The following is a 25,087-nucleotide window of genomic DNA, read 5'->3' on the forward strand; positions in this document are numbered from 1 at the left end:
ATCCAATTGGCGAAGTTCTGGTTCGACTCGCTAGATGCTGATCGAACCTTTCACAACCGGTCGTGGACGAGAAGCCTTTTGGTGGTTGCGTTTCAACCAACTCAAAATGGCTTCGTTGGTTGCTTCCGGCATCTCTTGTTGAATCCAATGCCCGCAATCCAAATGCACCACATCGACGTTGGGAACGAACTCCTGCAACCTTTCCGATGGCGGAATCATGTCGCGATTTCCATAGATCATCAACGACGACTGCTGGATGATCGGATCCGCATCCGCCAACTGATGCCAATCGCGATCGAGGTTTTGGTACCAACGGATGGCGGAAGTGAACCCCGTCGACTCAAACGCCGACACAAACACATCCAACTCATCGTCGCTCATGATGGGATCGCCCAACGGTGCCTTCGCTTTGGCCAGGTTGATCAGTGGCATTCCCGGGTCGGGCTCTCGCGGAGGCACGTTTTTGCGGAACAAGTTGCGTAGAAATTGGCGAGTGTGATGATCGAACACCGCATCGGCCACGCCAGGCTGCCGATTGAAATGAACGAAGTAGTTGTCGGCTCCGAACACCTGCTCCATGAACTCGATCCATGGCACTTCGCCACGCTCCTGATATGGCAAGCTCAGGTTGATCACGTGGCTCACACGGGTTGGATGCAACAACGCCAAACTCCAAACCACCATCGCCCCCCAATCATGACCGACAAAAACAGCGTCTTCGTAACCAAAGTGGTCCAGCAGTCCCACCAAGTCCGCCGTCAAATGCTCGATGTCGTAGTCGGTGACCTCGGCGGGCTTCGATGAGTTTCCATAGCCTCGTTGATTCGGCACGATGACGTGGTACCCCGCTTCGACGAGCATTGGCACCTGATGCCGCCAAGAGAAAGCGTGCTCGGGCCAACCATGACAAAGCACAATCGGGTTGCCCGCATTCTGCTGACCAGCTTCGAAGACTTCGAGCTGGATTCCGTTGATATCGAGAAGAGTCGGTCTTGGAAATTGTGTTGATAGAAGTTGGTCGCTCGTCGCCATTGTTCGTCCCTTTGTTGTTCGAGAAGTTTGTTCAACGATCGTCTTCGTGTCTGTCGACCAACTTTACAGAGCCCTCCTGACAGCCTACTGTCAGCAGTGTTGTGAGAAATCGGAAGGTTTTGCTTCACGGGGAATGCATTGCGTCGGGCGGATCGTCTTTTTCGGATCGTTGAGTACCTCAAAGCCCGTCGCGAAACGGTCACCGCGAAGGAACTCGGTGAGGAGTTGGAGGTCGGCGTCCGCACGATCTATCGCGACATCGCTGATTTGCGGGCATCCGGAGTTCCGCTGACCGGAGAAGCCGGCGTCGGCTATTTGCTCAGCCCCAACTACGTGGTCCGGCCGCTGTTGTTTGACGATGAAGAGTTGGAGGCACTCGCTCTGGGAGCCCAAATGGTGCAGAGCTGGGCCGATCCAGCAATGGCTCAGGCGGCGCGGCGGGCGCTGGATCGCATCACCGTGGTTCTCCCTGACTCATTAGCCGACAACATTCGCCAATCCACTTCGTACGCCTACCCAAGTGCTGGCAAGCCAGCGCTGCAAATTGACTTCACCTCGCTCAGGCGAGCGATCGGCACGCGGCACTTGGTCGAGTTTGCCTACATCGATCAAAACGGGTCTTCCACCACCCGGCGAATTCGACCATTGGCCATCATCTTCCTGGCTCCCAATTGGATGGTGGCAGCCTGGTGCGAACTACGGCGCGATTTCCGGCATTTTCGCGTCGATCGCATGCAGGAGCTGGTTGTCCTCGACGAAAAATTCGAACTTGAACCTGGCAAGACGCTGGACGACATGCAACGGCAATGCGAAGAAGAGTTTCAAAAGAAATCACCTTCCGCTACAAGTTGAACATGTTGACGAGCATTCTCTCGCGGTGATTCGCGAGCGACGTTCAGTCCTTCAGAGCTTTCGCCCAACGACGCACGGCGTTCTGAATCGATTTCCGGTCGTACGCCGCGAAACCGAGGATCATGCCAGTGGTACTTCCGGTGCGTGAATACAGGCTCACCGGATGAAACTCGACCTTCTCACGCACGGCGGCGTTGATCAGCTTTACTTCGGCTTCTCGCGTCACGCCCTGAGCCGTCAAATGCATTCCCGATTCGGGTTGTTGCACTTCGACGAGGCCGGCCAGATGTTTCTGAAGCGATTCGTACAACACCGTTTGACGCTCGGCGTACAACGTTCGCATGCGACGAATGTGCTTGACGAAGTTCCCCGTTTCAATGAACCGATGCAGCACCATTTGAACCAACGGCGGCGATCCTCGGTCCTGAAGGAATCGAGCATAAGCAAACACGGGCACCAGCGATTTTGGGACGATCAAAAAGCCCAACCGAATCGATGGGAACAGCAACTTGCTGAACGTCCCCATGTAGATCGTTTGGCCTGATGAGTCGAGGCTGCTCAAAGAGGGATGGGGGCGTCCCGTGTAACGAAACTCGCCGTTGTAGTCGTCCTCGATGATCCAACTCTGATGCCTTTGTGCCAGAGCGATCAACTCCAACCGCCGAGTCAAACTCATCGTCATTCCCATCGGCCACTGACCTCCCGGAGTCACACTGATCAGCTTGGGCTTCGCCGCACGGTCCGGAACTCGAGAGACATCGATCCCTTCCGAGTCCAAAGGCACGGGCACCACCTTCGCACCCGCGATGTCTAACAACCGGTTGGCGGGCGAGTTGCCGGGTTCCTCCACCCAAACGGTGTCGCCGGGATTGAGCAACAACTGAGCGATCATCGTGAAGGCTTGTTGAGAGCCGGAGGTCATCACAACCTGTTCCGGTTCGCAGGACAAACCTCGCGAGACCGCCATGTACTGAGCGATCGATTCCCGCAAAGGATAGTAGCCTTGCGGATCGCCAAGACGCAGGTGCTTATCAGACCAACGCGACTGCTCAACAGAAAATCGATTCCAAAGAGCAGTTGGAAACTCGTCCGTTGCTGGCAGATGCGGCGTGAAGGCTTTGGGACGCTTGGAAACGGGCGGCAACCATTGGGCTTCCTGCGCTAACTGTTGCCCAAGCGTCGAAAGCCTTGCAGAGGATTGCTTCGTCGGTGTGGTGGCCGTGTGAGCCGAATTAAAATCGAAGGCTTGCGGCGGAATCTTCGCCACGCGTGTTCCACTGCCTCGAACCGACTCCAAATAGCCTTCGGAGATCAGCTGCTCATAAGCAGACAAGACCGTGTTTCGGGACACGCCGATTGCGGACGCGAGGTTGCGGCTGGATGGCACCCGGTCCTCGGGCTTCAGCATTTGACCGACGATGGCCTGTCGCAACTGGTTCTCCAATTGTTGATAGACCGGCGTCGTCCCTTCGCCGTTCAACTGAATCCAATCGAATTCGAAGTGTTCATTTCTTCGCGGCATGGAACAACCCAAAGTGGCACCCTCGTTTCGTCACCAAGTGGTTCTTTAGAAGAGCCACTTTGCTTCTATGATTCTACTTTGTGACGTCGCTCGACCACCACCAGGAGAACTCAATGCGAGCCAATTACTTTCAGTTGATTCCAAGCGAGATTCGGCAACTGACCAGCATCGAATCCACGATGGCGAACTACTCGATCGGAACGCAACTGCTGGAACTGATCAAGCTCCGCGTGTCGCAAATCAATGGCTGTTCGTTTTGTGTCAGCCTGCACACTCAGCAGCTTCGTTTGATGAACGAAACCAACGAACGCATCGATTTAGTCAGCGTTTGGCAGGAGGCTCCTTGCTACACCGACCGGGAACGCACGGCTTTCCGGTGGGCAGAGTCGTTGACTCGCCTCGCGGACGAACGCGGCATTCACGACCCGCTCTATACCGAAGCCGTGAATGAGTTCGGCGAAGAAGGGCTCAGTCAGCTGAGCTTAGCTGTCGCCATGATCAACACATGGAACCGCTTGGCCGTTCCATTCCAAACCGATCATCAATTCATCGCGTCCTTATTGCAGCACTCCGCCACCACCAATTGAAAGAGCCGAACAATGAGAATTATCCCACACCTCTTGCTTTGTATGACGATGTGGACAACAGGCGTTCCCGCGTTCGGTCAGACTGTTCCCCGGGAACCAGCGACCGCCTCCAAGCAAACCGCCGTCGATCAATCGAACCATCGGAACATGCCGGTGGTGAAAGTGCTTCGGACCGATCCGATCACCAGCGATGTGGACGGAAACCCGATGTCCACCTCGCTGATCGAAATCACATTCGCTCCGGGGGCTTCGTCGCCGCCGCACCATCACCCCGGTGAAGTCGTGGGACATGTCCTGGAGGGCACGTTGGAGTTCAAGATCGAGGGCCAACCTCTTCAAACCCTCCACCCCGGCGACACGTTCTTTGAACCGACGATGGTGCTGCACGAAGTCGCACGCAATCCCGACAACAAGGCCTCCACGCGCGTGTTGGTCACCATGGTGCATCCTCGAAACACCAAACGTCTGACCATTCCCGCCGGGGAAGTCGAAAATGCAAAGATCTCGCCCGAAGCCAACACCGAGGTGATTGCCAACCAAACCTGCACGATTCGCGTTACAGACAGCGTCAATCGCGCTTCGTTCGATGAGTCCCTGCCGACGATTGGGGTACTGCTGTTCGATGATGTCTTGATGACGGAAGTCACCGCGCCGATCGATGTCTTTTCCAAACCCTCCCAAGATGGCAAACGTCTGTTCAACGTGGTGACGGTGGCGCGTAAACATCAACCGGTGCCGATGGAAAGCGGACTGCGGGTTCTGCCGGATTACTCCTTCGATGACTGCCCGGACTTGAACGTGTTGGTCGTGTCCAGCTCGTACGAGATGGAAACCATCGTGGCGTCGCCCGACATCGTGAATTTCGTTCGCTCCCAAGGCGCCGCAACGGATTTCACGATGAGCAACTGTGCCGGAGCCCACTTGATCGGAGCCTCCGGAATCGCAGAAGGCAAAAAGATCGTGACGTACATCGGCGGTGGCGAACTGTTGCAGAAGACTTACCCAGGTCTTTCAGTGCAGGACGATCGCCACGTCAGTTTTGTCAAAGACGGCAAGATGATTTCGTCCAATGGCAACCTTGCCAGCTACATCTCGGCCCTCGAACTTCTCGAAGTAATGACATCGAAGGAGCACCGCGCGTACGTCGAGTCGCATTTGTATCTTGAACGATTGCAGCGTTACGAGCGGTTCGACCGCCACCTTCCCGGCGACACCGGAGCAGAATCGAACAAAGATCGATAATTAATTGGCCATCTGCTCCACTATCGTGGAATCCGGTCGTTCGCTTGAAGTTCGTTGAACTGGCTGAGTAAGCTGGTGACTTCCCGCCACGATCTCACCTTGGTATTGCAACCATGAATCGACTTTCCACGTCCGTTCTCGCTTTCCTGTTTCTCACGGCATCGCCTTTGGCCGGGGATGAAATTCAGATTCCTGTGGTCAAAGACGGGAAAGCACAGGTCATCAAGGAGCTGGAAGATTCCGACTATTGGATCCGGCATGATTTGTGGGTCGAGACGGAGTTCGATACTGACGGCGATGGGAAGCTGGATCGGATGCATGTCAGCGTCACTCGTCCAACGCAAACCGACACGCAGTCGCTCAAGCTGCCGGTGGTTTACAACTCCAGTCCATATTTCGCGGGCACCGCTGGTTCGGACGAGTCTTTCTACTGGGACCCTCGCCAAGAATTGGGTGACGATCCACCAAAACGATCCGAAGCTCCCGACGTCAAACTGACCGGCACTCGACCGATCATCTCCAAGCGACACGTCAAAGACTGGCTGCCTCGCGGGTTCGTCGTGGTGCATTCGAGTGCGCCGGGCACCGGACTGTCACAAGGCTGCCCAACCGTGGGCGATGATCCGGAAGCCCTGGCTCCCAAGGCGGTGATCGATTGGTTGTGTGGTCGCGGAAAAGGTTTCACGGAACCAGAAGGTGGCGAACCAGTGGAAGCCTACTGGTGCTCCGGAAAGGTGGGCATGACCGGCACAAGCTACAACGGGACGATTCCGTTGGCCGCGGCAACGACCGGGGTGGAAGGTTTAGAAGTCATCATCCCGGTGGCTCCCAACACTTCGTACTACCACTATTACCGATCCAACGGTTTGGTCCGTCATCCCGGCGGTTACCTGGGCGAAGACATCGACATCTTGTATGACTTCATCCACAGCGGCGGTGACGAAGCCATCAAAGACTACTGCAATTGCAACGTGCGTGACGAACTCATGATTGCCCAGCAAGACCGAGCCACCGGCGATTACAACGACTTTTGGGCTTCACGGGATTACCTGAACCGAATCGACGGAGTCAAAGCGGCCGTGCTGATGTCTCACGCTTTCAACGATTGGAATGTCGTGCCGGAACACAGCATTCGCATCTATGAAGCACTCAAAAAGAACGGAGTGGAAACCAAACTGTTCATGCACCAAGGCGGCCACGGCGGACCTCCACCCATCGACATGATGAATCGTTGGTTCACTCATTATCTCTTCGGCGAAGACAACGGTGTCGAGAATGATTCGAATGCTTGGATCGTTCGCGAAAGTGATGATCGATCCAAACCAACCGAGTATCCAGAGTACCCGCACCCGGACGCCAAATTCGTCTCGCTGTACCCAACGCCGGGTGCTCCTCAGCGTGGAAGTTTGCAAACCAGTCCGCTTGCCACCGTGATTGAAGAAACACTGGTGGACAACTTCTCGTTCTCGGGTGACTCGCTGGCACAAGCCGAATACACCGAGCATCGTTTGATCTACACGACGCCTGAACTCAATGAAGCCGTTCATCTGTCGGGAACCCCGCGAATCAAACTTCGCATCGCTTGCGACCGCCCCGCCGCCAACCTGAGTGTGTGGTTGGTTTCGTTGCCATGGAATGGAGATCGCAACGCGAAGATCACTGACAACATTATCACTCGAGGATGGGCCGACCCGCAGAACATTGATTCGATTCGCGAAAGCGTGCCATTGGTCCCCGGTCAGTTCTACGACGTCGAGTTCGACCTGCAACCGGATGACCAGATCATCGCGAAAGGCCAGCAGATTGGGTTGATGGTTTTCTCGAGCGATCGCGACTACACCCTTCATCCGACGCCGGGAACCAAAATCACTTTGGATCTTCAGAAAACCCGCCTGAGTTTGCCGGTTGTTGGTGGGACCATTCCATTTGCCACCAAGGATTGACTCGCGAGACCCATCCAAAAAATTCATTCCGTTCGGAAAGCATGAGCTAGGGTTGTACGCAGCCACACGCTGGACCGGTGTGCGCTGCGATCATTCCGCGAATTGTTGCCTTCACGCAATGATCGCCTCAGTCATTCTTTTTCGAACTCCAGCGGATGAAGCACGCACTCGTTCTCTTCGGCATCCTGGCCGCGATTGCGTTGGCGGCGCCTTCGCTGGTGGTGCTCGGCTATTTTCTGCTCATCGTTCCCGGGCTGATTTTGACGATTGCTCCGACCGTGTTTGTGTACTTGGTCGCCACGGCAATCATTCGTCGCACGCTCCCCATCGATTCTTCGGTTGCCGCCACAGTGGTCGCATTTCTGATCGCGGTTCTTGGCGGTTGTCTGGTGATGCAGCCCTTTCGAATGCGAGCAATCGCGAACTATCAAGCCGCTCAACAATCCGATGTCATCCCTGATCAGCAGATTCAACTGACAGGAAATGTTCGAATTGAAATGCCGAGCCGCAAACTTGGTCCCGCTTGTGATGCCCTTTGCCTCGCGGCTCTCGACTCGCCGCGAGTCGACTCCGTCACGATTGCTTGCATCGACCCGCAACGCTCTTCCAGTAATCAGGAAGCCGGCTTCCAACTCGTCGATGCGAATCCAGACTCCAGGCCTGGGATCTTTCCCAACGATCCGGGACAAATCGTTCGACACTATCCGCCGCTGGCGAAAGCTCAAGTCGGCAAGAAATTCACGTCGGCGACCAAAGCCGTGGAAGCCGAATGGGCCTTGCGATTGTGCGGTCCTCAGCGAATTCGAAGCGTCGTTCCCGTTGATGCTGATTCAGCCGATTGGACCTTACGAATTGAAAGTCGACGTGACCGTGACTCCCGTTTTCGCCGTGTCACTCTGACAGACTCGGATGGTGTGGTTCACCTTCGACTCAGCTATCAGCGACAATCCGTTCCTGCCTCGATCTTCTATCTCGGTTTTCGATGCAACTTCTCCACCAGCATGCTCTCCAGCGCATCGTTTGGTTTGGGAAGGCAATCGTTGCAATCGGGAGACCCGACGCTCGATCCGGAAACAAGCTGGCTTGAGTCGATCGAGTTTCCACTTCCCACATGCGATCTCAACAACATCGCCAAGCTGCGTGACCAAGCTCGCTTGGTCATCAACGATCCTTCCGCGAGTGAAGCTCAACTTGAATTGACGCGGCGATACCTGGGTCTCTTCTTCTTTGATTCCAAAGAACCCGACCACGGACTGATTGCACAGATCGTGGCCGACAAACGTGTTACCGATTTGGATCAGCCGCTTCAAAACCTGTTCTCGAAACAGAAAACACCGGCGGCCATGCGAGATGCCTTCGCCGAACGCATCGTGATGACGCACACGTCACCGAAGCTTCGACACTGGCTCGCTGAACGGCTCGCCGCCATGCCGGAGGGCACCTTCGCCAACCCCACCGCGACGCATTGGAAGATCTGGAACACGCCGGAACTACGCCAACAAACCGGTCCCTTTGTGTCACGCATCGCTGATACCGGGCCCCAACAAGCACTGCCCGTGCTGCTATCGATGCTGGAGGACGTCACGAAGATTCCGCATTGGCGAGATCGCCGTGCAATGGTGCATGGCATTCGCGAAGCTTTCGTTCAACTGGGGCCTCAAGCCAACACCGCCGTGCAGCCCGTGACGAAGCTATTCCTGCAGCGGCCATCCCCGATTCTGAGCAACTCCGGCGATGCAAACGATTGGCGATTCACACTGACCCGCATGGGCGTCCCAATCGAGGACCTGCCCATGTTTCCAAGCCAATCGCAATCCACCATCGATCGGATCCACCGCAACGTTGCCGACAAAGTTCGTCGCTACGAGAAAGCCCAACTGGCCCCTGACGAGGCCTGACGTTTCACACGCGAGTCCATCAAACGATCACTTGACTTCCAAAAGAATCTTGTGGATTCGTCCGGTGAACTTGGTTTCGTCCGGACCATAGCCAATGCCTTGAGCGACCGGCGTTTGATTGTCCAATCCAACGTCGGCGGTTTCATCCGCTGAGAAGAGATTGGGCTGCGTTTTGTCGACACGGCCTTTGGCAACGGACTTATCGCCCACCGACAAAGTCGCCGTGCCGCCTTTGCCCAAACCACCTCCGTCATAAGCAAAGTCGAGCTTCACCGTTGACTTGCCTGGTGGCAATGCCTCCGATCCTTCGATGACGTATCGGTTCAGCCCCAACCAGTTGTATTCGAAGCCGGGTTTGCCGTCGCGAAGGTGCAGTGACCAACCGCCAAATCGGCCTCCTTGGATTAAGATCGCTCCTGATGCGCCACCCTCGGGAATCTCAATATCAGCCGTGATGGTGAACGAGCGGTTTTTGACATTCATGAAGGTGTTCTCGAGCATACCCTCCATGCCTTCGTACAACGTCAGCGTGGTGCGATCGCCGAGCAAGTCCGGTCGCCCCGCGAGCGCCGGATTCGCACGTTCAATGGTGCGGTCATCCAGTGGCAAAACGTTATATTTCGCGGCCTCGACCATGAATAGGTTCTGCATTTCGTCCAGTTTTTCTGAATGCTGTTCAGCCAAATTGGTCGCCAAGCTGAAATCTTCGTGAACGTTGTAGAGTTCCCAAACATCATCCGTCAGAGGTTGCATCCCACTGGTTTGCCACGGCGCTCGGTGGATCGTCCGGGCAAGCCAACCATCACGATAGATCGCTCGGTTACCGAACATTTCAAAGTATTGCGTCGTGTGCCGCTCGCCCGCGTCGCCGTCGTTGAAGGTGTACAGGAAACTGGTTCCCTCGATGGGCACCTGGGGTGTGCCATTGACCACTGTTGGTTCGGGTAATTCCGCAGCTTCCAAAATCGTCGGCGCAACATCAATCACATGACTGAATTGCTTGCGAAGCCCACCGCCTTTCTGAATGCCATTCGGCCAGTGCACCACCATGCCATTTCGAGTGCCGCCAAAATCTGACGCCACCTGCTTGGTCCATTTGAAGGGGGCATCAAAGCAAACGGCCCAGGCTGCGGCCATGTGCGGGAAGGTGGCTGGGCTTCCCCATTCGTCAATCAATGGGATCAGGTCTTCGACTTTTTCTTCCACACCATTGAAGTAAGTCATTTCGTTGTACATCCCGACCATGCCGCCTTCGGCACTCGTACCATTGTCGCCCGCGATGTAGAGAACCAACGTGTTGTCCATTTCGTCGATCTCTTCGATGGCGGAAACCAATCGACCGATGTGGTGATCGGTGTGCCCAACGAATCCCGCGAATACTTCCGCCTGACGACGGAACAATTTCTTGTTGTTTTCGGGCAGCGATTCCCATGACGCCAAATCCTTGGGCATGGGTGGCAATTTCGTTCCCTCTGGAATGATGCCTTCGCGTTTCTGACGCTCGAACGTTTGCTCTCGGACCTTGTCCCATCCCTCATCAAACTGCCCGCGAAATTTCGCGATCCATTCCTTGGGAACATGGTGCGGTGCGTGAGTCGCTCCCGTGGCAAAGTACATAAAAAACGGTTTGTCCGGAGTCATCGATTGCTGGGCCTTCACCCAGTTGATGGCTTGGTCCGTCATGTCCTCGGTGAAGTGGTAGTTGTCTTTCTTCGGAGGATTGACTTTCTTCACTCCGTCGTAAATCAAAGGTGCCCATTGGTCAGTCTCACCGCCGATGAAACCGTAAAACTTGTCGAAACCTTGATGAACCGGCCACCGATCAAAAGGTCCTGACACGCTGGTCTCCCAAGGTGCCGTTTCGTGCCACTTTCCAAAGGCGCCGGTGCTGTAACCATTCAGCCTCAGCATCTCCGCCAACGGTGCAACGCGATTGGGAATCTTTCCCGTGTTGCCTGGATACGCGGTGGAGGTTTCCATGATGGAGCCCGCATTGGCCGTGTGGTGGTTGCGTCCACACTTCAGTGCCACACGGGTTGGCGAGCACAACGACGTGGTGTGAAAGTTGTTGTATCGCAAGCCGCCTTTTGCCAGACGATCCAAAGTCGGCGTTGGAATGGGACCGCCAAAAGTCGATGTGGATCCAAAGCCAAGATCATCAATCAGAATGATCAAGACGTTGGGAGCTTTCTCCGGTGCCGTCACCTCAAACGGTGGCGGAGGCTCTGTGTTGCGAACATCCAACTCTGTGTATGCCGGATAGGTTGGCTCGGCGATTGGCAGAATTCGTCGATCAATCGGAGGACTGTCGTTGGCATCACCAGCATCGGCCGACGTGGCACAAGCTAGGCTCGTCAGCACAACGCCGAAACATCTAGCCACATGTGGAAGTAGTCTCATGCGAGTTCACCTTTTGATAAGTTTGAGAAACGTCGTCATTCGGGGAACCAACGAGTATCTCGCCGTACTCACCAACGACGTGTTGAAAAGAGTTTGACCGTCGACGGTTCAAACCTGCATCGATTGCATCGCGAAGATTGCCGTGCCAATGTATCCAGCGGTGAAAGAAGATGTCACAGTCCGATTCGTGAGATTTCAATCAATTTATGTATTCAGCTCACACAGTAAACTTCTGTCTACCGAACCGACTGCTATTACATTCGCAATCAAGGCCTTTGGCTACGGATATGCCGGGTACAATATGGACAGCTCAAGGTGCGGACCGTTGATGAAGCGACCCGAACGAGTCCTCCGATGCTTCGTGAATCTCGTTTCCGTGGTTCCGATCACCGCTTGTCGCAATCTTGTCTTTCAACTGTTTCGATGTGGCTTTCATACTCATCACGCAAGAGAAACATGAACAACCCACGCTTTCTGACCAACTTTGCATTTGCAGCCTCTCTATGGATCGCTTCGGTCACGGCATGGGGACAGGACCCTTTGCCTTCGTGGAATGACACGGCTTCGAAGAAATCCGTTCAGGCCTTCGTTGAACGAGTGACCAGGCAAGACTCACCCGACTTTGTGCCGGTGGAGCGTCGAATTGCAACGTTTGACAACGATGGCACGTTGTGGAGTGAACAGCCGTACTACTTTCAACTGGCGTTCGCCTTGGACCGAATCAAAGCGATGGCTCCGGATCACCCGGAGTGGAAGAATCAGCAACCATTCCAGGGCGTGTTGGATGGCGATCTGAAAGCCGTGATGGCTGGCGGTGAAAAGGCTTTGATCGAAATCGTTGCTGCCACACATTCAGGAATGACCGCGGACGAATTCGAGCAGATCGTTACGCAGTGGATCGACACCGCCAAACATCCCCAGACTGGAAAGCTGTACAAGCAGATGGTCTATCAACCCATGTTGGAGTTGCTGGACTATCTACGAGCGAATGATTTCAAGACGTTCATTGTTTCCGGTGGCGGCATTGAATTCATGCGTCCGTGGACGTTGGAGACGTACGGCATTCCTCGTGAACAAGTCGTTGGCAGCAGCATCAAGTCTCGCTACGAAATTCGCGATGGCAAACCGGTCCTTGTTCGTTTGCCGGAGGTCAATTTCATCGATGACAAAGAGGGCAAACCGATCGGAATCCACATGCACCTCGGACAACGTCCCATTTTCGCGGCGGGCAATTCGGACGGTGATTGGCAAATGCTTCAGTACACCACGATCGGTCACTCCCCAAGCTTTGGCCTGATCGTGCATCACACCGACGCGGATCGTGAATGGGCCTACGATCGCCAGTCGCACGTTGGCCGACTGGACCAAGCCTTGGACGATGCCCAACAACAAGGCTGGACGGTGGTGGACATGAAACGCGATTGGAAAACCATCTATCCGAGCAAATGAAACGCGAAGAATCAGGCCGAATCTTCGATCACACCAGTGTTCTTTCCTTGTGGACTTTCTTCTTCAGGATTTCTCGCATCGAGGCCGAATCGGCCATTCGTCACGAAGCATTCGTTTGTGCTTCGACGTTTCGAGCGATCCCACGAAGCATCACGGGGAAAACGAATCCGTGCAGTGGGTAAACCGCGTACCAGTAGGCCAACCCGAGCAGCCCCTTCGGTCGGAAGCGGGCGGTCATGGTCACATCGGTTTTCTGCGTCGGTTCGGGTTCGACTTCGAAATCGAGTTCGGCAATGCCCGGCAATTTCATTTCAGCCCGCAACGTCAAACGTTCGTTGGGGATCAACTTCGTGACTCGCCAGAAGTCAACCGCTTCTCCGTAGTGCAGATCGCTGGGGTGACGTCGTCCGCGGCGCAATCCCGGTCCGCCGATCGCTTGGTCCATCCATCCGCGGATGTGCCACAGGAAGCCTGCTCCCCAGTAACCCTTCGCACCACCGATCGATCGAATCTCTGCAAAAGTTCGATCAACTGGACCATCCACCGTGACGCATCGTTGATCGGTCAGCGTGGTCCCTCCCGCCCAATCGGGATCGCCCGGCATTTCCCCCGCCGTTGACCAACGTGTTTCCACGTCGCCTTGATTCGTCTTTCCCAAAGCTGCTTCGATTGCTTCTTCGACGCCGAGACATTCACCGGGGATCAGTCGAACGGCTTCGTCGTTGCGACAAACGGTTCGATTCTTCAATCCTTCTGCCAATGGGCGAGCAATGCTGCTACTGACTGGCGTCACCAAACCAATCCACAAACTGCTCAAACGAGGTGTGAGCACCGGCACGGGATAGATGATCCGTCGACTGAGACCAAGCTTCTTTGCCATCACCTGCATGATCTCTTGATACGTCATCACGTCTGGACCACCGATGTCCAAAGTGCGGCCGGCGGTCTCCTGCTTTTCCAAGCACTCGACCAAATAACGCAAGACATCACGAATGGCCACAGGCTGCGTTTGGGTCGTGACCCACTTGGGTGTCACCATGATTGGCAATCGTTCGACCAGATATCGAAGCGTTTCGAACGAAGCCGAACCTGATCCAATGATCATCGCCGCCCGAAACACAGTCGTCGGCACGTTCCCGGACTGCAAGATTTCCCCGACCTCGTGCCGGCTATCGAGATGCTCCGACAAGTCCGGCCCCAGCTCTCCCAAGCCGCCGAGATAGATGATTCGATGGCAATTCGCTCCCTGGGCAGCGTCTCGAAACTGAGTCGCCAATTCGCGATCCCGTTTCGCATACTCACCTTTGGCCGATTGCATGGAATGCACCAAATAGTAGGCCGCGTCGGCATTCTGGAGTGCTTTTCCCGTTGCTGCGGCATTCTGCAATTCGCCTTCGATCACCGTTAAACGGGAATGATTGACCCACGAGAACTTGCTCAGTTTTTCGGGACGACGCACCAAACATCGAACGCGATATCCCTTGTCCAACAACCGTCCCACCAGCCGTCCGCCGACGTAGCCGGTCGCGCCGCACACCAGGACATTCGATTCGTCGGGGGTTGATTCAGACATAAAGTGATTCGGCTCAGAAAGGAGTCATGTTTTCAAGCTTCTTACTAGAAAGGTTAGCGATGAGTACAGACACAGCGACGCACACTTGGCCACAACTGGCCGGTGGACTTTACGACGCGTTGACGGGGCGAAACGCCGAGATCACCTACGACTTTCAAAACATGGAGGTCTTTGTGCCAGCCAAGACCGGCGGTGAAAATGTGGAACACGCACATTGGAAACTCCAGGGCGTTTTGAAGATCCGCACACAAGACCTTTCTGGCCAAGCATGAGCGGATCTGCGCCGAAAGTCGCACTCGACGCAGACTTGAAACTGCAACGGTTCGATGGTTCCACGTGCGTCCAAACGGTATACGTCGAGACTCTCGACGATGGTGTGCTGGCGATTCAGTCGACCGGCACGACCCCGCGGATCACATGGAGCCAGTTGCAGTCGGCGAGAAGCTTTCTTCGAGCAACGGTGATGGCAACCGGCCAACCGCTCGCTATCCAACACGACGGCCATCGCATCGCGAAAATCACACCGCGAGGTAGCCGTTCCCCAAAATGGTCGATTCACTGGTGGACCGTGCTCCGCCGGCTTTTGGTGAAGCGTTGAATTGAAAAGACGACTCGATTGCAGTCTGTACTCGGCCACGGCCCGTGGAGTTGAGCCCGTGGAGTTGGGCCCGGACGATGCTGCCGTCAAAACCAGCGTTCTCAGTCAGCCATCGATCCAAAGTGCCAACGGGTCACAGATTCTTTCGTGAGGGTGTCCACAAATCCGTCCGCCAATCTTCGATGGATTGCTTCAAACGAGCCACGACCTCCGGATGTTTTTCCGCGACATCGTTTTGCTCGTTCGGATCTGATTTGACGTTGTAGAGTCTCACCGGTTCCTTGTCCCAAACGTGCAACGCTTTGTATTTCGTTGTGTCTTTCCCGTCATAACGCACGATCAGCTTCCACTGATCTTCCACGCACCACAGATACTGAAGTGTGTCGTCTGGATCGCCCAACGTCATGTTGTGCGTTGAGTGAGTAACTCCAAAAACACGATCACGTCCCGCTCTCGCATCTGCACTCAACAAATCGAGGCCGGGCAGATGACTCGGAACCTCCAGTCCAGCGGCCTTTGCGACCGTGGGATAAAAATCAATGGTGTGAGCGAAGTCGGCTGACCGTTGCGGAGCAACCTTTCCAGGCCAAGAAATCATTACCGGTGTGCGAATCCCGTTCTCGTACGGTGAACTCTTGGAACGCTGCGCATACCCTTTCCATAGTTCTTGGTTCGGGTCATCCGCGTTGGTGCTGGGCGCGGCCCAACCGTTGTCGCACACGTAAAACACGAGCGTGTTCTCGGCCACGTTCTTTTCTTCCAGATGGCCCAACAACTGACCACACGTTTCATCAAACCATTCGCACATCGCATAGTATCGAGCCACATCTTCGGCGCGATCCGGTGCCGAATATTTGTCCAGCAATCGCTGCGGAGGAGTGTGTGGCGTGTGAGGCAGGAATGGTGCATACCACAAGAAAAATGGCTTTTGCTCTTCCACCGCGTGATCAACGAAATCGGTTACCGGCTTCATTCCCTTTCGCCCAATCGCCAACCCCGCGTCGCCATGACGTCCGCCTCGTTTGGGATCACCGTGCGTCATTCCATCGGTGAAACCGCCGTCTTCCCAAGAACCTTCCCACCATTTGCCTGATTGATGTGTCAGATAACCGGCCGCCGTCAATTCGCGAATGATGCTTGAGTGTTTGTGAAACGAGTCGCGGAGAGGCTGGTCGAGCGCGGCTCGTTGGTTGTACCCGTCCACATCGTTGCCGGTGATGCCGTGCTGCTGTGGGTAAAGCCCCGTGACCAATGTCGCCAAAGATGGCCGGCACAAAGGAGCGGAAACGTACCCCCGTTCAAACACCAAACTCTGCTTGGCGAGTCGATCCAGATTGGGTGTTTCGATGTCCGCATGCCCCATGAACCCGTAATCCGACCATGCCTGATCGTCACTGAGAATCAACACAATGTTTGGTCGATCAGCTTTCAACGGGCCAAACGAAAAGACCGCGATCGCCAAGAAGAAAAAAAGTTGTTTCATGTTCCCGCTATATCTGTTGCCGTGTTTCAATCAAAATCTGTCTGTAGCCGCCTGTGGCTTTCTTTCGCCGATGTCAACGAAGACGACCTCCAAAGTCAATAGACCACCAGTCTACATGAACTGGATTCGGTTGCCGACGATCCGTCCAATGGCGGCGTTGTTGCTTTCGGTGAATGTGCACAAGTCGTCCGTCGGTTTCAATGAAGTCCATTGCCCCCCGCGAAACCAGATCTCAACAGGTCATTCCATCGTGCAGTCAAACCTCCCGTTGGCGACAATGTTCACGCTGTTGCTTTGCATTGTCGTCCCCCACATCGCGTCCGCTCAGTCCAACCGCAACAACTATCCGTTGTCGGAGAAATCGGGAGCCCCATGGCAAATTCGATGGGATCGATCAGATGATTTCAGTGGCGATGAGGTCGACTGGAAGAAATGGAACCAATCGCCTGAGAACTTCGGGGCTTGGGTTTGGGACAACCAGCGGAACATTCGGCAGTCCGACGGGACCGTCCAGATCACGATGCGTCATCTTTCGATGCCGATTGCTGTCGGAAACCGACGACCGACACCGTACACGTCTGGGATGCTGAAGTCCTACGCAACCGGGACCTACGGGTACTACGAAACTCGAATGAAGGGGGCGGCGCTTTTCCCGGGCGTGTGCCCATCGTTTTGGTTGTACAGCAAGATTGATGATTCGATCGCAGAAGAAGGAAAGGCACGCTACAGCGAGATTGACATTGTCGAGCTGACACAACGCGGCAATCTGCGGAAAAACAATGAACGCATTGCCGACTGCAACCTACACACGATTTTGTCCAACGGCACGGCTGGTATTCAGGGCAGACTTTGGCGGCGTCCCAACGATGAACGATACCGAGCCGAGCAAGCAAACGAAGTGCTTCTGTCGTTCGACCCGCGAGACGACTTCCACACGTATGGCTGCGAGGTCACGCCCGAGACGATCACTTGGTTCATCGACGGCAATCAAGTCGGCCAGAAATCCAATCAGCATTGGCATCGTGAGATGAACGTGGCGATCTCACTTGGACTTCGCCCGCCTTATTCGACTTACACGGAAAAAGGTTTCATCCCGTCAGAAACAGAAACCAGCGGTCCGTTTCCAACCACCATGGAGGTGGACTACGTTCGTGTTTGGGAACGCAAGCGATCGCAATAGCTCACCACCGATGCGGACTGGCATGTGGCATGTCTCGGACTTGGCTGCGATGCACAATCATGCGATGCACAATCATGCGATCAGCAATCTTGCGGTGACAGGGAGGACGCATTGGTCGCATGGACGTTTGCCATGACGTTGAGTAGAAACCGTTCCTTTGCCGCCAATCTTTCATCAACAGCATTCGATACCGGCGAGTCAGCCTCCGATGTCAAGCAGACGTGAAACCGAACGAGAAATCAGCAAAGCAATTATCCGCTTTGAAAAAGAGTTCATGGGTCGAGGCCCCCTGGAAACAAGGTCTTACATCATCGAGGACATGGTGCTTGTCCGTTTGAAGAATGTCCTGACGCCAGCCGAACTGAAATTGGCCGAATCAGAACGCCACGAACGCGGGCGTTATCTGATCAAACAGATGCGGCAAGAATTGATCGAACGGGGACGGACTCTGCTCGACGCTGTGATCAAAGACATCCTGCACATCAACGTGATCAGCCTGCATACCGACATCAGTGCCAAAACCGGTGAACGCGTGATCGTCTTCACCTTGGAAGAGAAGCCGGCGTTCACCGACTCCTAACTGGTGACCAAATTTTTTCTCGCGGAATCTCTTGACGATCGTTGGAGTGCTGCCTACTCTTCTGACGATGTGACACATGTTTGGACCTGATCTCACATGGGACCCAGGGGCAAACGTCACAAAAAGGTTTCGTTTCCCCGGATCTCAATGCCGGGGTAGAAAAAGCCGAGAGACTGCACTGGCGGTCCCTCGGCTTTTTTTATGTCGGTACGTGTCAACTGAGTCTGACGCCACCCCGAAACGGGCCTGAACCAAACGTTTACACCACTTAACCACGCTAAGCCGTGGTGGTCAGCATGGCCGCCCGGACAAGCCGGATGGGAACACCTTTGCGTGTTCGCATCCGGCTTTTTTTGTGCCCGCACATCACCACATTGCTCACCTTTCAACGCCAAACACTCTTCACGGAAAGACACCATGCTTGAGACCATTGCTCTCGTGCTCGCCGTTCCCATCCTGTGCCTGCTATCGCTCGCGTGCGTCTCGTCGCGACAGGCGAACAAGAAGGTGGATCAGCTTCGGCGAATCGTCCCGTGGATTCTTGGCACACAAACGATCCTCGCCACTTTCCTAGTGGTTGCCTGTGCGTTTGGAAGCAATGCCCCGCTGTCGGTCACTTGCTTTGACGTTTCAAAGCAGCACGGAATTGGCTTCGGCATCTTCGTCGATGGCGTCTCCAGCTTGATGCTGTTCATGGTCAGTTTGGTTGGCTTTGTTGTCAGTCGCTTCTCCATTCGCTACCTCGATGGCGAGGCCATGCAGGGCCGATACTTTCGATGGCTGGGACTCACGGCGGGGGCCGTGTCGTTGATGGTCATTGCGGGCAACCTGCTGATGTTCTTTGCGGCCTGGGTAATGACAAGTTTTGGCTTGCATCAATTGCTCGTTCACTACCGTCATCGTCCCGCCGCGACCCATGCCGCATGGGCCAAATTCACCATCAGTCGACTTGGAGACGCATTTCTCGTCGTGGCCTTGTCGCTGACTTTTCACAGCTTTGGCACGTTCGATTTGGAAGTGCTGCTGGACGAAGCCAAACGATTGTCGAGTAATTCCACCATCGACATCAGCCACACATTGATCGGCTGGTTCATCGTTCTCGGAGCGATGACCAAATCGGCTCAATTCCCATTTCACACGTGGCTTCCCAACACAATGGAAACGCCCACGCCTGTTTCGGCGTTGATGCACGCCGGAATCGTCAATGCAGGCGGATATCTAATTGTTCGAACCAACCCGCTCGTGTCGCTTGCTCCGCAGGCCATGTTGGCGTTGGTGATCGTTGGTGCTTTCACGGCTTGCTTCGCAGGCTTAGTGATGATGACACAAACCAGTGTGAAACGCTCGCTCGCCTATTCAACGATCGCTCAAATGGGCTTCATGATGTTGCAATGTGGACTGGGCGCCTTCTCGATGGCGATGCTGCACATCCTTGCTCATTCGTTTTACAAAGCTCATGCCTTTCTCAGCAGCGGCAGCGTGATTGCACAGAGCAACGCAACGCGGGGAGCACTTGATTCATTCTCCAAATCAAAGCCCGCATTTGGAACACTTCTTCTGGCGATGACCACAACGTTGCTGGCCATCGCAGCCGTATCGCTGGCCTTCGGGGTGGATGTGATTGGCAAACAAGGTGGCTTGGCTTTGGCCTTCCTCTTGTTTCTCGCCTTGACCACTTGGGGTTGGCGACTGTTTGCAAGCGGTCGTGCCATACCTCGTCTCGTCGCCGTCGCCGGCATCGCGGTCTTGTGCGTCACATACTTGGGCAGCTACGTCGCCGTCCATCACTTGGTCTTTCCGGCAATCGTCGATGGAGCAGGCCCCGCTGCTTCCTCTTTGATCGTTGTCGAGGTGTGCTTCGCCTTCTTGGCGCTGTTCTGGATCAACATTGCCTTGGTGCAACAGCTTCGCCCCACTTGGCTGGAGCCTCTGCGGATCCACGCCGCCAATGGCTTTTATGTCGACGAGATTTGTCGGCGAGTCTTTGGGCCACTCGTGAACTCGTGACAACGTCTCGGACCACAGCAACAGATCTCGCCTCACTTAAAACTGATATCAACCCGAACCGGAACCGACACATGCCGCCCACAAATACCACACCGACGAAGACGGAATCCATCACGCACAAGCAGCCCTCGATCCACGAGGCCCCTCAAACGCTTGGCGTCCTCGATTCAATCATACAAACCGTCGAGCAGAGGATTTCGCCCGTCTGGCCACTGAAGGACTACGTGGCCGTCAACCCGTACGCCGGGTTTGCAAAACAAGAATTCTTGGCAACGCGTGAGTACCTCCGTACTTTGTCGGACCTCGAATTCTTCATGCCGGTGGACTACTACCGACAACAGTTTGCTGCTGGCGAACTCGATCGCAACGACATCTCCGCCGCGGTGGATGAATTGGTTGCGGACCGTGTGGAAGGTGCAGAACGAATCGACGTGAATCAAGTGGTGACGCTCCTACGACAGGCATCCACGCCCAGCCCAACCGCAGATGCAGAATTCACTCACCCCGCCAACGACAACCGAACTCTTTTCACACTCGCAGAGATCATCGACGCTGATACGGATTCCGATTGGTGCCGTTCGATTACATCAGAGATTTCGAAACAGTGTGCTTCTCACTATGACGATGGCCAGGCCACTTGGTGCAGCACATCACGTGACCTGCCACTCTTCACCGCATGGCGATCGGAGAAACTGCGTGATCGAACCTTTGAAATTCTTGGTGTTTCTGGTTTTCGGAAGTTTGTTTCTGCGCTGCCTCACGACGGTAGCGCAGCCCTGTCTTGGCTGATGAACCAACTTGGTTTGCCAATAGAGCTTTGGGAGGACTACCTACTTTGCTCCGCACTTAAGCTGCCCGGTTGGAGCGCATGGACGCGATATCAACAACGCGAAGCCAATCATGCTGGAATCGAAAACGATGACTTCATCGGTTTGATCGCGATTCGAATGGCCTACGAAGTGGCGATCTCCAAGCACCTGAACTTTCATGTTGCTTGGCCAAGCTTCGCAAACAAACACCTGAAGAATCGCGAACGAGCCGCACATCCCAGCAATCATGATTTGCTTCGATACGCGTTGCTCAAGGCGAGCGAAATTGCCTACCGCAATCGTTTGCTTGGTGATTTGGGCGGTCAGAAATCAGCAAGCCTCGGTGAAGGTTCAGTCGATGGACAAACGAGTCTCGATCACTCTGCGGATTCATCTCCACCGCTGGCACAAATGGTCTTTTGCATCGACGTTCGATCCGAACGGTTACGACGTCATCTCGAAGCGACATCCTCTGCCATCGAGACCTTTGGTTTTGCAGGCTTCTTTGGCATTCCCATGGAATTTGTTGAGTTGGGAACCAACCAGGGATCTCCAAACGTTCCTGCGTTGATCCAGCCGCAGTTTCGCGTCCACGAGGAGATTGACACCGTCGATGCAGACCAGAATTCCAGCTTCGCCACGAAGCGACTCAATCTTCGTTTCATGCGGAAAGCTTGGAAAGAGTTCCAATCATCCGCTATCAGCATGTTCGCTTTCGTGGAAACCACCGGCCTGCTTTACGGATGGAAACTATTGGCTCGGTCACTGGGCTGGAAACCTTCACTTCAGCACCGCTTCGACGGCGTCGCCAAGGAGCACCGCTGCGAGCTATCTCCTTCGATTGACAATTTGCCGGAACGAGGTGTCACCTTTGAGAAGCAGGTTGATCTCGCAGAATCCATTCTGCGAGGGATCGGAATTCTCCACGACTTCGGCCGGCTGGTCGTTTTCTGCGGTCATGGCAGCGAAGTGCAAAACAATCCCTTGCAAGCAGGATTGGACTGCGGCGCATGCGGTGGCCATTCAGGCGAACCCAATGCAAGGTTCGCCGCGAAATTGCTGAACCAACCCCACATCCGTCAATCACTCGTGCAGCGTGGCATCGAAATCCCTGACGACACTCAGTTTGTAGCGGCACTTCACAACACCACCACGGACGAGATTTCATTCTTCGATGACCATTTGCTGCCGTCGTCGCACTTAGGCGACCGACAACAACTGCAATCGTTGGCGACGGATGCGACCCAGCGAACTCGCATGGAACGCTGCCGATTGCTTCCGGGACCTGACACGAATGACGTCGTGCGACGCAGTGGTGATTGGTCCGAAGTGCGTCCCGAATGGGGGCTGGCTGGGAATGCGGCGTTCATCGCGGCACCTCGACAGTTCACGCAATCCGTGTCGCTCGATGGAAGGTCGTTCCTGCACAGCTATGACTACCGCAATGACCGGGACTTCACAGTGCTGGAACAAATCATGACCGCCCCCATGGTCGTCGCGAATTGGATCAACATGCAGTACTACGCTTCCACTGTGGACCCAATTCATTTCGGAAGCGGCAACAAAACAGTCCACAACGTGGTCGGTGGATTCGGAATCCTCTCGGGCAACGGGGGTGATCTGATGAGCGGACTGCCATGGCAATCTGTACACGACGGCAAGCACTATCAACACCATCCTCTTCGCTTGCTCGCAGTCCTCGCCGCTCCACGCGATGCGATCACATCGGTTCTCGAAAAACATCCCAATGTTGCAGAGCTGATTTCAAACGGCTGGATTCACTTGGTCGCAGCAGAGGGACATCGGCTCTATCGCTATACCGAACAAAACACGTGGGAAGAAACCACTCACAACCCCACTCATCCAACCGCCGTTTGATCCGCACTCAAACCACCTTCGCCTCTTACTAGGAAACGATCATGTCGATGACCTTGACCATTCAAAAATGTCCTAACGCCACCCTGCTCGAGAACGCTTTCCGCGCGGCAACACGACCGATCAATTGGTTGGTGATCACGCACAATGATCCCCAACTCCTACACGCGTTGAAATCAGGCATGAAAGACGAATCAGCCGCCTTTTTGACGGTATCCCAAGAGTCGTGGGACTTTGAGGATCCAGAGTTCGCCGAAGCAATTGACCGAGGACTTCATCAGGCCGACATCCAACAACTGTTGCTTGTTGGCGGTCCAAGAGCGGTCCCATCGTTCGACCACTCAGTGCAGCCTGAGACAGCACAGGAGGCAACAACCGGGTACACCAAGTTGCTCGCGGGAGCCAAGCTAGTCAACATGCGCGACCGTGAATCTCGCGAATGGTTGGCTCAACAAACAAAGATGCTTCTTCGCGTACCCGCGGTTCACACTCGTTGGTCCAACGGAAAGCTGGACGTGACCGGACTTTACCATCGATCCGAAAGCGGACTTTTTTTAGCCTACGACGTCAACCGAGATCGCTACCACGCATTGACCAGTTGATCGTGGGTTCGTTTTCAATCGCTTGGCTGCTGCCCTTCGTCAAAGGGCAGCAAACTATTCACCGCAACGTAGTCGGGCGACAATTCCAACAAACGGTCCAACGTATCGGCGAGCCTTCGAATCGCGTCCCAATTGGCGGCGGTGTAGGGCTGAGAATGTGCCAGGTTGTTGCGAAGTTTCTCGAGGTCTTTGACGACGCTGCGAATTTCATTTTTGGAACGTTTCCAGAATCGTTCTCGCAGCGTGTCCGACTTCGCGAAAATTTGGCCTTTGTCAGACAACTGCAAACAGTCGATCAGCTTCACACTCTCTTTTCGTCGTGCTCTCTCATTTTGCAAGTCCTTTGCTTTTTCAGCTCTGGCTTCGGACAAGGATGCTTGCCACGATTCGTCCGGATAGGCCCGGTCAATGATTCGAGTCAAACTCATTTCAAAAAGCGTGATCATGCCGAACAACCACATCCGCATGGGTGGCTTTTCCAGGTCATGACGATGAATGACCCCGACGGGTTGACCCAACGTCGCCACTAAAACAAATGGATGACGGTCTAGCAGGTTCACCACGCTTTGCACTGCGGACGTTGTTGCCACGACGGCAGCGTCTTCGAGGGGGTGCATCTGATCCGTGATCGAACGGTTGTCGAGACGTTCCTGATGCAGGTAGCCCTTCACAATCCCGTCGACACGGATCCCCAGAACCGTGAGTGGTCTTTCCACCATGAATTCGCGGATCACCTTCGTTTCGCTGGTGGAATCAAAGGAAGCCAGCGGTTCCGCCAGATCGCGAGCCACGATGCTCTCTTGAAAAACTCGTCTCAATCCTTCGGCACTCGCGGCAATCGCATCGATCATCTCTACCTCGATTCTTCTTTGTACGGTGTGGGACAGACGGAAATGACCGCTGGAGGAAACAGAAACTACGCTGAAACATACCGGTTCTCCGCAACCGTTCACCAGATCCGTTGTCGGCGCGGCATTTGGGTTGGTGGGTTTGATTCGTTCCCTTCACGGAGAAGGCTCATCAGCATGTTGATGATTGGTCGAAAGTTCGCAGGCAAAGTTGAGCAATTGCTGACAGATCATTTTCAACACAGCCAACTCGCGTCCGCGACCGAGTCCACCGAACGATCTTTGCTTTCTCAATCCTTGCCATTTCGATTCTTGGTGCGAGCCTGCCGATTGTTGGCTCCGCTCCAACAACAACAACAACAACAACAACAACAACAACAACAACAACAACAACAACAACAACAACAACAACAACAACAACAACAACATGCCGGCCCGGTTGCCAACTGAAAAAACAAACCGCCCGCTTTGGCTCACCACTCAGCGGCGATGTGTCAAACCGGCGCAGCAGGCCATCGATCATTGCCCTCGCGGGGCGTTGCAAGCATAATTTTTCGCATGAGCCGATCTTTGGTTCGCATCCGCCCCAATTGCTCCCCGTGTCAAA

At 54.7% G+C, this 25,087-nt stretch carries 19 protein-coding genes; 12 read left to right on the top strand and 7 right to left on the bottom strand.

The features are described 5' to 3' along the window. Positions 1 to 30: 30 nt before the first annotated feature. Positions 31 to 1,032 carry an alpha/beta fold hydrolase gene (locus tag LOC70_RS01620; RefSeq protein ID WP_230251511.1) on the bottom strand — a complete coding sequence of 334 codons (1,002 nt, stop codon included), beginning with the start codon at positions 1,030 to 1,032 and terminating at the stop codon, positions 31 to 33. 138 nt (positions 1,033 to 1,170) lie between these two features. Between LOC70_RS01620 and LOC70_RS01625 the strand changes: the two genes are divergently transcribed. Then, positions 1,171 to 1,884, top strand: a complete 714-nt coding sequence (locus LOC70_RS01625; protein WP_230251512.1) for a helix-turn-helix transcriptional regulator — start codon at positions 1,171 to 1,173, stop codon at positions 1,882 to 1,884. 43 nt (positions 1,885 to 1,927) lie between these two features. Here the strand turns inward: LOC70_RS01625 and pdxR are convergent, their stop codons facing one another. Further along, positions 1,928 to 3,406 carry a MocR-like pyridoxine biosynthesis transcription factor PdxR gene (gene pdxR, locus LOC70_RS01630; RefSeq protein ID WP_230251513.1) on the bottom strand — a complete coding sequence of 493 codons (1,479 nt, stop codon included), beginning with the start codon at positions 3,404 to 3,406 and terminating at the stop codon, positions 1,928 to 1,930. Positions 3,407 to 3,486: 80 nt separating this feature from the next. Here pdxR and LOC70_RS01635 point away from each other — a divergent pair, with 80 nt between their 5' ends. The 4 genes from LOC70_RS01635 (at position 3,487) to LOC70_RS01650 (ending at position 9,076) form a co-directional block, all read left to right on the top strand. Continuing rightward, complete coding sequence (locus tag LOC70_RS01635; protein ID WP_230251514.1) at positions 3,487 to 3,993, top strand: carboxymuconolactone decarboxylase family protein; 507 nt, start codon at positions 3,487 to 3,489, stop codon at positions 3,991 to 3,993. Between the two features lie 147 nt (positions 3,994 to 4,140). Next, on the top strand, positions 4,141 to 5,235 hold the full coding sequence (locus LOC70_RS01640) for a cupin domain-containing protein (protein WP_230251515.1): 1,095 nt from the start codon (positions 4,141 to 4,143) through the stop codon (positions 5,233 to 5,235). 113 nt (positions 5,236 to 5,348) lie between these two features. Further along, complete coding sequence (locus LOC70_RS01645) at positions 5,349 to 7,178, top strand: Xaa-Pro dipeptidyl-peptidase (protein ID WP_230251516.1); 1,830 nt, start codon at positions 5,349 to 5,351, stop codon at positions 7,176 to 7,178. A gap of 155 nt (positions 7,179 to 7,333) precedes the next feature. Beyond that, positions 7,334 to 9,076, top strand: a complete 1,743-nt coding sequence (locus LOC70_RS01650; protein ID WP_230251517.1) for a hypothetical protein — start codon at positions 7,334 to 7,336, stop codon at positions 9,074 to 9,076. 27 nt (positions 9,077 to 9,103) lie between these two features. Here the strand turns inward: LOC70_RS01650 and LOC70_RS01655 are convergent, their stop codons facing one another. Then, positions 9,104 to 11,476 carry an arylsulfatase gene (locus LOC70_RS01655; protein ID WP_230251518.1) on the bottom strand — a complete coding sequence of 791 codons (2,373 nt, stop codon included), beginning with the start codon at positions 11,474 to 11,476 and terminating at the stop codon, positions 9,104 to 9,106. 456 nt (positions 11,477 to 11,932) lie between these two features. Here LOC70_RS01655 and LOC70_RS01660 point away from each other — a divergent pair, with 456 nt between their 5' ends. Continuing rightward, positions 11,933 to 12,925: an HAD family hydrolase gene (locus LOC70_RS01660; RefSeq protein ID WP_230251519.1), complete on the top strand. Its 993-nt coding sequence runs from the start codon at positions 11,933 to 11,935 to the stop codon at positions 12,923 to 12,925. 100 nt (positions 12,926 to 13,025) lie between these two features. Here the strand turns inward: LOC70_RS01660 and LOC70_RS01665 are convergent, their stop codons facing one another. Further along, positions 13,026 to 14,498, bottom strand: a complete 1,473-nt coding sequence (locus LOC70_RS01665) for an SDR family oxidoreductase (RefSeq protein ID WP_230251520.1) — start codon at positions 14,496 to 14,498, stop codon at positions 13,026 to 13,028. A 59-nt stretch (positions 14,499 to 14,557) separates the two neighbouring features. On the opposite strand from LOC70_RS01665, the gene LOC70_RS01670 reads away from it, so the two are divergent. Continuing rightward, on the top strand, positions 14,558 to 14,770 hold the full coding sequence (locus tag LOC70_RS01670; RefSeq protein ID WP_230251521.1) for a hypothetical protein: 213 nt from the start codon (positions 14,558 to 14,560) through the stop codon (positions 14,768 to 14,770). A gap of 459 nt (positions 14,771 to 15,229) precedes the next feature. On the opposite strand, the gene LOC70_RS01675 is transcribed toward LOC70_RS01670, so the two are convergent. Beyond that, complete coding sequence (locus LOC70_RS01675) at positions 15,230 to 16,579, bottom strand: sulfatase family protein (protein ID WP_230251522.1); 1,350 nt, start codon at positions 16,577 to 16,579, stop codon at positions 15,230 to 15,232. A gap of 115 nt (positions 16,580 to 16,694) precedes the next feature. Between LOC70_RS01675 and LOC70_RS01680 the strand changes: the two genes are divergently transcribed. The 5 genes from LOC70_RS01680 to LOC70_RS01700 all read left to right on the top strand — a co-directional run bounded on the left by LOC70_RS01680 (position 16,695) and on the right by LOC70_RS01700 (position 23,632). Then, positions 16,695 to 17,759 carry a family 16 glycosylhydrolase gene (locus tag LOC70_RS01680; protein WP_230251523.1) on the top strand — a complete coding sequence of 355 codons (1,065 nt, stop codon included), beginning with the start codon at positions 16,695 to 16,697 and terminating at the stop codon, positions 17,757 to 17,759. A gap of 208 nt (positions 17,760 to 17,967) precedes the next feature. Next, the gene (locus tag LOC70_RS01685; protein WP_230251524.1) at positions 17,968 to 18,339 is read left to right on the top strand and encodes a DUF2294 domain-containing protein; all 372 of its coding nucleotides are present in this window, start codon (positions 17,968 to 17,970) and stop codon (positions 18,337 to 18,339) included. Positions 18,340 to 18,756: 417 nt separating this feature from the next. Beyond that, positions 18,757 to 20,346, top strand: coding sequence for a proton-conducting transporter transmembrane domain-containing protein (locus tag LOC70_RS01690; protein ID WP_230251525.1), 1,590 nt, complete (start codon positions 18,757 to 18,759; stop codon positions 20,344 to 20,346). A 71-nt stretch (positions 20,347 to 20,417) separates the two neighbouring features. After that, positions 20,418 to 23,033: a YbcC family protein gene (locus LOC70_RS01695; RefSeq protein WP_230251526.1), complete on the top strand. Its 2,616-nt coding sequence runs from the start codon at positions 20,418 to 20,420 to the stop codon at positions 23,031 to 23,033. 41 nt (positions 23,034 to 23,074) lie between these two features. Continuing rightward, the gene (locus tag LOC70_RS01700; RefSeq protein ID WP_230251527.1) at positions 23,075 to 23,632 is read left to right on the top strand and encodes a hypothetical protein; all 558 of its coding nucleotides are present in this window, start codon (positions 23,075 to 23,077) and stop codon (positions 23,630 to 23,632) included. 14 nt (positions 23,633 to 23,646) lie between these two features. Here LOC70_RS01700 and LOC70_RS01705 read toward each other — a convergent pair whose 3' ends face one another. Both LOC70_RS01705 and LOC70_RS01710 read right to left on the bottom strand, forming a co-directional pair. Further along, positions 23,647 to 24,483 (bottom strand): Swt1 family HEPN domain-containing protein, encoded by an 837-nt coding sequence (locus LOC70_RS01705; RefSeq protein WP_230251528.1) that lies wholly within the window; start codon positions 24,481 to 24,483, stop codon positions 23,647 to 23,649. Between the two features lie 153 nt (positions 24,484 to 24,636). Continuing rightward, on the bottom strand, positions 24,637 to 24,909 hold the full coding sequence (locus tag LOC70_RS01710) for a hypothetical protein (protein ID WP_230251529.1): 273 nt from the start codon (positions 24,907 to 24,909) through the stop codon (positions 24,637 to 24,639). Between the last annotated feature and the right edge of the window lie 178 nt (positions 24,910 to 25,087).

This window comes from Rhodopirellula halodulae (genome assembly GCF_020966775.1).
Lineage (GTDB): Bacteria > Planctomycetota > Planctomycetia > Pirellulales > Pirellulaceae > Rhodopirellula > Rhodopirellula halodulae.

Coding starts and splice junctions, on each gene's coding strand:
- LOC70_RS01620 (WP_230251511.1), bottom strand. CDS start 1,032: ATGGCGACGAGCGACCAACTTCTATCAACACAATTTCCAAGACCGACT.
- pdxR (WP_230251513.1), bottom strand. CDS start 3,406: ATGCCGCGAAGAAATGAACACTTCGAATTCGATTGGATTCAGTTGAAC.
- LOC70_RS01640 (WP_230251515.1), top strand. CDS start 4,141: ATGCCGGTGGTGAAAGTGCTTCGGACCGATCCGATCACCAGCGATGTG.
- LOC70_RS01645 (WP_230251516.1), top strand. CDS start 5,349: ATGAATCGACTTTCCACGTCCGTTCTCGCTTTCCTGTTTCTCACGGCA.
- LOC70_RS01650 (WP_230251517.1), top strand. CDS start 7,334: ATGAAGCACGCACTCGTTCTCTTCGGCATCCTGGCCGCGATTGCGTTG.
- LOC70_RS01655 (WP_230251518.1), bottom strand. CDS start 11,476: ATGAGACTACTTCCACATGTGGCTAGATGTTTCGGCGTTGTGCTGACG.
- LOC70_RS01660 (WP_230251519.1), top strand. CDS start 11,933: ATGAACAACCCACGCTTTCTGACCAACTTTGCATTTGCAGCCTCTCTA.
- LOC70_RS01665 (WP_230251520.1), bottom strand. CDS start 14,498: ATGTCTGAATCAACCCCCGACGAATCGAATGTCCTGGTGTGCGGCGCG.
- LOC70_RS01670 (WP_230251521.1), top strand. CDS start 14,558: ATGAGTACAGACACAGCGACGCACACTTGGCCACAACTGGCCGGTGGA.
- LOC70_RS01675 (WP_230251522.1), bottom strand. CDS start 16,579: ATGAAACAACTTTTTTTCTTCTTGGCGATCGCGGTCTTTTCGTTTGGC.
- LOC70_RS01680 (WP_230251523.1), top strand. CDS start 16,695: ATGAACTGGATTCGGTTGCCGACGATCCGTCCAATGGCGGCGTTGTTG.
- LOC70_RS01685 (WP_230251524.1), top strand. CDS start 17,968: ATGTCAAGCAGACGTGAAACCGAACGAGAAATCAGCAAAGCAATTATC.
- LOC70_RS01690 (WP_230251525.1), top strand. CDS start 18,757: ATGCTTGAGACCATTGCTCTCGTGCTCGCCGTTCCCATCCTGTGCCTG.
- LOC70_RS01695 (WP_230251526.1), top strand. CDS start 20,418: ATGCCGCCCACAAATACCACACCGACGAAGACGGAATCCATCACGCAC.
- LOC70_RS01700 (WP_230251527.1), top strand. CDS start 23,075: ATGTCGATGACCTTGACCATTCAAAAATGTCCTAACGCCACCCTGCTC.
- LOC70_RS01705 (WP_230251528.1), bottom strand. CDS start 24,483: ATGATCGATGCGATTGCCGCGAGTGCCGAAGGATTGAGACGAGTTTTT.
- LOC70_RS01710 (WP_230251529.1), bottom strand. CDS start 24,909: ATGTTGTTGTTGTTGTTGTTGTTGTTGTTGTTGTTGTTGTTGTTGTTG.